The sequence below is a fragment of the Exiguobacterium sp. B2(2022) genome (assembly GCF_028823655.1).
In the GTDB taxonomy this organism is placed as follows: domain Bacteria; phylum Bacillota; class Bacilli; order Exiguobacteriales; family Exiguobacteriaceae; genus Exiguobacterium; species Exiguobacterium aestuarii_A.
Genome location: NZ_JAPEHX010000044.1, coordinates 19516 through 27384, shown reverse-complemented (window position 1 = coordinate 27384; position 7869 = coordinate 19516). Strand labels below are relative to the sequence as shown.

The 7869-nt window shown below is 47.7% G+C and carries 9 protein-coding genes and 1 other annotated feature; of the genes, 4 read left to right on the top strand and 5 right to left on the bottom strand.

The window, feature by feature from the left end:
* From ON063_RS10100 to ON063_RS10090, 3 genes are all read right to left on the bottom strand, one after another.
* Positions 1-286: GNAT family N-acetyltransferase (locus ON063_RS10100; RefSeq protein ID WP_342455044.1), on the bottom strand; the 286-nt coding region annotated here is incomplete at its 3' end.
* A gap of 141 nt (positions 287-427) precedes the next feature.
* Positions 428-1312 carry a diacylglycerol/lipid kinase family protein gene (locus tag ON063_RS10095; RefSeq protein ID WP_214695902.1) on the bottom strand — a complete coding sequence of 295 codons (885 nt, stop codon included), beginning with the start codon at positions 1310-1312 and terminating at the stop codon, positions 428-430.
* Between the two features lie 131 nt (positions 1313-1443).
* A complete protein-coding gene (locus tag ON063_RS10090) occupies positions 1444-1818 on the bottom strand; it encodes a hypothetical protein (RefSeq protein ID WP_074034233.1) in 375 nt (124 codons plus the stop codon).
* A 159-nt stretch (positions 1819-1977) separates the two neighbouring features.
* Here ON063_RS10090 and ON063_RS10085 point away from each other — a divergent pair, with 159 nt between their 5' ends.
* The 4 genes from ON063_RS10085 (at position 1978) to ON063_RS10070 (ending at position 5865) form a co-directional block, all read left to right on the top strand.
* Positions 1978-2409, top strand: coding sequence for a MarR family winged helix-turn-helix transcriptional regulator (locus ON063_RS10085; protein WP_214746962.1), 432 nt, complete (start codon positions 1978-1980; stop codon positions 2407-2409).
* A gap of 121 nt (positions 2410-2530) precedes the next feature.
* A complete protein-coding gene (locus tag ON063_RS10080; protein ID WP_015880490.1) occupies positions 2531-3166 on the top strand; it encodes an FMN-dependent NADH-azoreductase in 636 nt (211 codons plus the stop codon).
* A gap of 79 nt (positions 3167-3245) precedes the next feature.
* Positions 3246-3923: a uracil-DNA glycosylase gene (locus ON063_RS10075; RefSeq protein ID WP_214746968.1), complete on the top strand. Its 678-nt coding sequence runs from the start codon at positions 3246-3248 to the stop codon at positions 3921-3923.
* Between the two features lie 143 nt (positions 3924-4066).
* Positions 4067-4260: a binding site (T-box leader), on the top strand.
* A 45-nt stretch (positions 4261-4305) separates the two neighbouring features.
* Complete coding sequence (locus ON063_RS10070) at positions 4306-5865, top strand: aromatic amino acid hydroxylase (RefSeq protein WP_274665047.1); 1560 nt, start codon at positions 4306-4308, stop codon at positions 5863-5865.
* Positions 5866-5908: 43 nt separating this feature from the next.
* Here the strand turns inward: ON063_RS10070 and ON063_RS10065 are convergent, their stop codons facing one another.
* Entirely contained in the window at positions 5909-6907 is a 999-nt protein-coding gene (locus tag ON063_RS10065; RefSeq protein ID WP_274665046.1) for an alpha/beta hydrolase, read from the bottom strand.
* A gap of 30 nt (positions 6908-6937) precedes the next feature.
* The gene (locus ON063_RS10060) at positions 6938-7759 is read right to left on the bottom strand and encodes a Cof-type HAD-IIB family hydrolase (RefSeq protein WP_274665045.1); all 822 of its coding nucleotides are present in this window, start codon (positions 7757-7759) and stop codon (positions 6938-6940) included.
* Positions 7760-7869: the final 110 nt, after the last annotated feature.

Sequence of the window (7869 nt, the reverse complement as noted above, 5' to 3'; positions counted from 1 at the left end):
TCCCCTGCGCCCGCAGTTTCTCCTCCAGCAAACGAAGGGACTCCGTGCCCACGCCTTTGCCACGTCCTACGGATTCCCCGATGACAAACCCGAGCCACGCCGTACCAGGTTCTTGACGGTACAGATGAGGGGGGTCATACATGACGTTCATTTCACCGACGAGATGGTCGTCTGCATAAATGAGAAAAATATCATGTGTCAGAAGACGATCCTCTAAATCTTCGACCGTCATCTCATAATGAGCGGTCAATTCTTCTTCAGACCGACTCGGACGAATCAAATGCACGATTTGTGGGTCATTATTCCAGCGATTGAATGTCTCGACGATTTCGTCGGATGCTGTTGTAAGTTGAACAAGCGAGATGTTGATAGGTCATTCTCCTTTCTCGCTTGTTAACATTCGGTTTCGTTCATAAAAGTCCTTCTCTTATACGGGCTTCAATACGTTCAAATGACTCGGTAAAATTTCAAATGTAAATGGCAACGTTCCACCAGTGTCACCGTCTGCATTCACAGGAAGAGATTCAGGCGAGTGGACGCTCACCCGTGTCGTACAGAATGACGTGACACTGTCCGTTTCCTTTAATTTTCCGGTGAACAGGGCAGGCGTTAATTGAAGTGCATCTTTTAGACCGAGTTCTTCAAAAATATAGACGTGCAACAGACCATCGTTCAGTCGTGCGTCCGGTTCGAAATTCTCAAATCCTCCGACCGAGTTCGTCAAAGCGATGACGACGAGATAAGCTTCGCCATCAAATTGACCGTCCTCACTTTCAATCGACAACGCATAAGGACTATGTTCGCGGAACGCCTTCACGCCTTCAATTAGATAGGCGAACGGCCCCCACTTTGTCTTTTCTTCCACACTCACTTCATCGACCGCCTCGGCAATGAGACCAATGGCAATGACGTTCATAAAATAGCCGTTCTCATATTTTCCGATATCCATCGGTGTCGGTTCAGCGTTACGAAGAGCTTCAATCGCTTTTTTTGGATCATTTGGTACACCAAGTGCGCGGGCAAGGTCATTGACCGTACCGAGCGGGATGATTCCAAAGTCGGGACGATGAGGCGCTTCCGCAAGTCCGGTGACCGCTTCGTTCAACGTCCCGTCCCCACCCATCGCAATGACGGCCTTATATTGTTTTTCTGCTGCTTCTCGTGCAAAGTTCGTCGCATCCTGTTCTTTCTCGGTGAAGCGGACATCGACGTGTCCATATCGTTCACGCAATACTTCCTCGGCATGTGTCGCGTGTTGTTCCCCCAATTCTTTTCCTGAGGATGGATTGACGATTAACATGACTGTGTCCATTCCAACATATCTCCTTTTCGGTTCGAATACTGTCCTTTATTCCCGTCTGCGAAATCGGTTACTCCTAAAAAATCCCCATGATCGTCAGCACTTTCGGCTGATCTTCATGGGGATTGGAACATGTCGTTCGTTTAATAATGACGGAATGCGGACATATCTAAATGACTCGCTTCAGACTCATCCACTGCGAGTTCGATACGCAGATGTTCATGAAACGGAGAAACGAGGGCGCCCATGCAGGCGACCGGTTCATGGTCTGGGACCGGTGATTTACGTTTCGTTTTGACGAATAAATAATCCGATCGCTTCAACGTCAACAAGAAACGTTCCACGGCGTGCGGTTCACGGGTCACGTTTGGCCAAGGTAAATGATTGAATAATAAAAAGACCGCGCCTTCCTTTTCGAGCGCATAGTCCGGTGCGATGCCTTCCCGATTCAACAAATCGATGACAGCATGCAAAAACTCCCGTTTAATCGTCAATGAAATTTCGTAATACTCACGCATACGGTCCACCCTTTCTTAAAATCACAATACTACCATTCTAAACGTTTCCGACATACGCGACAATGAAGAAGTTCCTTGACGAAGTATTTTTCCCGGCTTATACTGCATAAGTCCTGCTATACTAGTGATATATGATGAACGAATTGAGGTGAAACCGACATGATTGAATCCCTTGAATTGAAGGCATGGGTCGTTCTCGCACGAACGATGGATGCCATCAGCGATCGTGTGAAAGAAGATTTGCGACGCCACCAGTTAAATTCAACAGAGTTCGGTGTTTTATCCGTTTTGTATAAACGAGGAGATACCCCGTTACAACAAATCGGGGACCAGATTTTGATTACGAGTGGTAGCGTGACATACGTGATCGACAAGTTGGAAAAGCGTGGGCTGATTGAACGAATCGCCTGTCCGTCCGACCGTCGCGTCACATACGCCTCGTTAACAGAGGATGGGAAGGCGCTCATGGATGTCGTCTATCCACAGCACATCGAAATCTTTAAAGATATATACGGACCGTTAAGCGATGAAGAAACGGAACAATTGATTTCGTTATTGAAACGAGTCGGTTATAACGCAGCGGGCAAATAAAGCCCGTTGCTTTTTTCATTAATATCTTGAAGTTAAAATAATTGACGATGAGATATACAGATGATATAGTTCTAACTGTTATTGAAAAAAATTAGAGATTACCCAAATGGAGGATTACACGATGACTAAAGTATTATATGTATCGGCTAACCCGAAACCAACTGAACTTTCATACAGCAAACAAGTTGCAGAAACATTCGTATCCACACTCAAGGCTGAAAACGCATCAATCGAAGTAGAAGCAATCGAACTCTACGATGTCGATGTACAAGAAATCGACGGAGACGTGCTCAGCGCATGGGGCAAATTCGCGTCAGGTGAAGCACTCACTGACGTGGAAGCGAAAAAAGTAGGCACAATGAGCGGCATGCTCGAGAAGTTCATGGAAGCGGACCTTTATGTATTCGCAACGCCAATGTGGAACTTCTTCTTCCCGGCACGTATGAAAATGTTCCTCGACAGCGTCCTCATGGCGGGTAAAACGTTCCGTTACACGGAGCAAGGTCCTGTCGGCTTGCTTGAAAACAAACAAGCAATCCACATCCAAGGAACAGGTGGGATCTACACAGGAACTGACCTTAACTTTGCAGACGCATACCTCCGCCAAGCGCTCGCGTTCGTCGGTGTGTCTGAAGTAACGACGGTAGCGGTTGAAGGGATGAACCAATACCCGGACAAAATCGAAGAGATCGTTGCAGACGCGAAAGCGAAAGCAGAAGCACTTGCGAAAGAAGTTGCAGGCGCAGTAACGGTATGATGCGAAAGACGAGTCGATTGACTCGTCTTTTTGTATGCACGCATTTTGGGTATCATACAAAGGGAAAGGGGAGTATGCAATGGGAGAGCAGTTATCGAGTCGATTACTTGGAGATTGGACGGACATCATCCAAGACGAGATGAGTCAACCTTATTTCCAACAGTTGAAGCAATTCGTTGATCAAGCGTATGAGGAGACGATCGTTTATCCGAACCGTGAAGACATTTGGAACGCTTTTATCTATACCAAATTCAGTGACGTGAAATGCGTGATTTTAGGGCAAGACCCGTATCACGGACCAAACCAAGCGCATGGTCTCAGTTTTTCGGTACAGGATGGGGTGCGTTTCCCACCGTCGTTACGAAATATCTTTCAAGAACTAAAGGACGACGTCGGGTGTGACATTCCGAAGAGTGGGAATTTAGAAAAATGGGCGAAACAAGGAGTCCTCCTCTTGAATACAGCGCTGACGGTCGAAGCGGGAAAGGCGGGCTCGCATCGTGGGAAAGGATGGGAACAATTTACCGACTCGGTGATTGAGCGACTAGGGAGTCGTGAAGAGCCCATCGTATTCATCCTTTGGGGGAATGACGCCAAGAAGAAAATGAAATGGATTGGAGAACAGCATCAAGTGCTCACGTCCGTTCATCCGAGCCCATTGTCATCCCATCGTGGATTCTTTGGATCAAAGCCGTTTTCTCAAGTGAATGACGCTTTAAACGAGTGGGGACAGTCCCCGATTGATTGGTGTCTTTGACAGTCTACGAAAATTCGTAGACTGTTTTTTGTTGACGCGTCGAAAAACCTTTGGTACAGTAACTAACAAGACGTCACTTTAGTGCTTAAAAGCATATATGCATAACAGCATAACTGTATAAAAGATAGAGAAATGAATACGTAGTAGAAGCGAAGAAGGAACCGAAGTAGAGACATCTTCCCTGGCCCAGAGAGCGTGTGGTGCTGCGAACACGCCCAAAAGATGAATCGAATTACAGTTCCCGAGCTCTCATGATTGAGCGGTCCCCCGTTATCGGAATAAGCGGCTAGATAATCTCTAGCAACCAGGGTGGTACCGCGGCTTTGTCGTCCCTATCGATTGAATCGATAGGGATTTTTTTGACTTTAAAGGAGGACTTCACATGTTGACACAATCGATTCCAACACATCTTGCCCCACATATTTCACCGCAGTTTTACAATGAATACACACCAACGGATCATGCCGTCTGGCGCTTCGTTTTAAGCTTGAATCTGCATACGTTAGAAGGAAAAGCGCACCCGTTTTACATCGAAGGTTTAAAACGGACAGGAATGGGACCAGACCGATTACCGAACGTCGAACAGATGACGGATGAGATGCGGGCAGCGGGATGGTCGACTGTCGCAGTGGATGGACTCATCCCAGGCGTTGCTTTCTTTGATTTCCAAGGAAACGGAATGTTGCCGGTCGCGACGGACATTCGAAAAGTCGAGAATATCTTATACAGTCCAGCACCTGACATCATTCATGAGGCAGCAGGTCACGCGCCGATGTTGATGGACCCGACGTTCTCGGCAATCGTCAAACGTTTCGGTCAACTAGGGGCGAAGGCGTTCATGAACCGAGAAGAGCATGCTTCGTTCGCGGCGTTGAAACGCTTGACAATCGTGAAAGAGAACGCCAACTCAACCGAGCAAGACATCGAGGCGGCAGAACGAGCGGTACACGAAGCGAAAGCACAAGTGACCGGTTTTTCAGAGGCACAACAAGTCGCACGCATCTTTTGGTGGACAGTTGAATTTGGATTGATTGGTGACCTTGAGAATCCGATGATTTACGGGGCGGGCCTCTTGTCATCTGTCGGTGAAAGCCGTCACTGTCTGACCGATGCGGTCGTCAAACATTCATTTGATTTGGAGCATGCGCTACAGACGAAGCAAGACGTGACGAATATGCAAAAAGAACTATTCGTCATTCCAGACTTTGAGACGCTTTCTTCCGTTTTAGATGAATTAGAGGGGAGAATGGCCATTCGAAAAGGTGGGGTTGAATCGGTCACAAAAGCATTGGCGTCTGGAAGTCAATCGACGATTCGACTCGAGGACGGTTCAGAACGTGTCGGCATCGTTCGCCACATGACAGAATCGAAGGAACATACGCTCATCCAATGGGATGAGTGCACAGTCGTAAAAAATGGTCAGTTGACGAAACGAGAACGTCACGGACTTCTCATTGTCCATGACACGGAATCTGCGCTAGACCGCGATGATCTCCTCGAGGACGGAATGACCCTTCGTCAAGCATGTGCATCGGACATGCTCGAAGGAGTGACCGTTCAACTAGAAGGACGGACAATCTCACTCGATTCACTCGAAGTACGCGTCGATTCACTTCCGTCGGTCTTCCCTGGGACAACGGTGGAAGAATTGACGATCATTGAAAAACCGGTGATCATCGAACGGGATGAACGTGTATGGACGAAAGATGACCCGATGTTCAATCGCATTCACCTCATGCGTGAACGCGGCGAATCGATTGATGGTCTCGTTCCAGACATTTTATCCGAGCATCCAGATGCGTGGTTGTTACACATTGAATGTCTGGAGTTAGTAGAAGACGAGGAATTGAAGCAGGCCGTGATTGATCGACTTGAAGCACTTCGTCATACATCTCCTTCTCGAAATGAATTGATTGGACGCGCGTTCGAACTGTTGCGCTAACGAAAATAAGCGACGTTCTCCGAACAGAGAACGTCGCTTATTTTTATACGGATTGATTCGTCGTTTCACGTAAGAACGTGATCAGACGGCGATACGTCGAATTTGCCGCCGGGCGGTCCATTTCGAAGTAATAGTTATGACCGAGTTCATGTTCGTCCCGGTCATAAAATACAGTCGTCACATCCGTTCGACCTGAGAGAATTGTTGCAAATTCTTTCGCCTGATCTTCAAACGAATGGTCGTTTCCGTCAGCGATAAACGTCGGAACGAATGTGGCAGGTACGTTGACGAGCGGCGAAGCTTCAGCGACGACCGGGAGTGTTTCCCAGTTGTATGTGCCGAAATAAGCCCAACCGATGCGTTTGAACAAGAAGCGGTTCACAGATTTTGATGATTCGAGCCATGAACGCTTCAAGTCGAATGGTGCAGACAATAAGATGGTTCCAAGGATAGACGATTTCGGTACAACTTGTCTGACTTCGGCCGAAGGCGAGTAGTCGTCATTCAACTGAATCCCGACAAACTGTGCAACGAGCTGTCCACCGTTCGAATCACCCGCGAAAAAGACGCGGTCCAAATCGAGACGGAATCGATCGTTGTTTTCAGCGATGAATGCATACGCTTCTTCCATTTGCTGAAGTGGTGTCGGATACGTTACATCTGGCGCAAGCGCGTAGTTGATACTGACGACGTTGTAGCCGTTACTCGCAATCGAGGTGGCGTATTTTAAGACGTCAGATTTGTCACCACCGACGAACGAGCCACCATGCACCCAAAAGATTGTTGGGACAGGTTTTCGGTCGCCTTCATAGCGAATCAAATCAAACGTCCCGTTGTCATAAGAAGACAAGTAGTCGATGTCTTTTCGGACAGACGTCTTTTGAACGACTTCCTCGAATCCCTTCATCTCCACTTCGTTCCCCCCTGCGAACGAAGTTTTGATTAAACGTGTTGCTGGTTTAGGTGAAAGGAACACATAAGCCGCTCCCGCGACCGCTGTTCCAATCAGCCCGACTCCAGCGCGTTTCAACCCTTTATTCATCTTACTTCCTCCCTTTCTCCAACCAGAAGCTTATTGCGTGACGAGTACGTCCGTCATGTATGTCTCGATGACATGCGCAATTCCGTCTTCGTTGTTTGACTTCGTAATGAAGTCTGCTTTCCCTTTGACTGTCGTATTGGCGTTACCCATCGCAACACCGAGACCTGCCCATTCAATCATCGTCAAGTCATTGTTTCCATCACCGCAAGCGATGACTTCTTTCTGGGCGATGCCGAGTTGATCTGCTAGGAAAGCGAGGCTTGTACCTTTTGTGACACCGGCTTCCGTGAACTCTAGGAAGAACGGTTTTGAACGAGCGACGGCCAATTTTCCAGCCAACTCTTCTTGAAGCTTCGTCTCAATCGGAGCAAGTGTGTCACCATCGGCAAGCATCAAACATTTGACGACTGGTGCGGTCACGGCTTCTTTAAAGTTATCGACATGAACGACCGGCATACCTGTCAATTCACCTTCGATATCCGTATACGGGTTCGGGCGATCGGTTACGATTTCGTTACCGACGTACGTATGAATCGCGATTCCTTCCCGTTCACTGATATCATGGAGATGGGCGACTGTGTCCGGTTGAAGCGTACTCGAGAAAATTTCCTCGTTCGTCGCGCAATTGATGACCGATGCACCGTTGAACGATAAGATGAAGCTACCGTACTTCGCAAGTTCCAATTCACGGGCTGCATCCCACATCGCAAACGTTGGTCGGCCACTCGCGAGCACGACTTTATAGCCGCGCTCTTGCGCATCGAGAAGTGCTTCTTTTGTTTTAGGGGAAATCGTATGGTCGCTCGTGAGGAGCGTATCATCCATATCCAATACAATCATCTTGTAACTCATAGTAGTAGGGGGTCCTCCTTCAGAATCTAATGACTCCATCCTAAACCTTTTTAAGGTCAATTGACAACCTTGTCGCAAAAACGTAACTATAATGTAGAGAAGTGAACTCT

Coding starts and splice junctions, on each gene's coding strand:
- ON063_RS10060 (WP_274665045.1), bottom strand. CDS start 7,759: ATGAGTTACAAGATGATTGTATTGGATATGGATGATACGCTCCTCACG.
- ON063_RS10095 (WP_214695902.1), bottom strand. CDS start 1,312: ATGGACACAGTCATGTTAATCGTCAATCCATCCTCAGGAAAAGAATTG.
- ON063_RS10085 (WP_214746962.1), top strand. CDS start 1,978: ATGATTGAATCCCTTGAATTGAAGGCATGGGTCGTTCTCGCACGAACG.
- ON063_RS10080 (WP_015880490.1), top strand. CDS start 2,531: ATGACTAAAGTATTATATGTATCGGCTAACCCGAAACCAACTGAACTT.
- ON063_RS10070 (WP_274665047.1), top strand. CDS start 4,306: ATGTTGACACAATCGATTCCAACACATCTTGCCCCACATATTTCACCG.
- ON063_RS10075 (WP_214746968.1), top strand. CDS start 3,246: ATGGGAGAGCAGTTATCGAGTCGATTACTTGGAGATTGGACGGACATC.
- ON063_RS10090 (WP_074034233.1), bottom strand. CDS start 1,818: ATGCGTGAGTATTACGAAATTTCATTGACGATTAAACGGGAGTTTTTG.
- ON063_RS10065 (WP_274665046.1), bottom strand. CDS start 6,907: ATGAATAAAGGGTTGAAACGCGCTGGAGTCGGGCTGATTGGAACAGCG.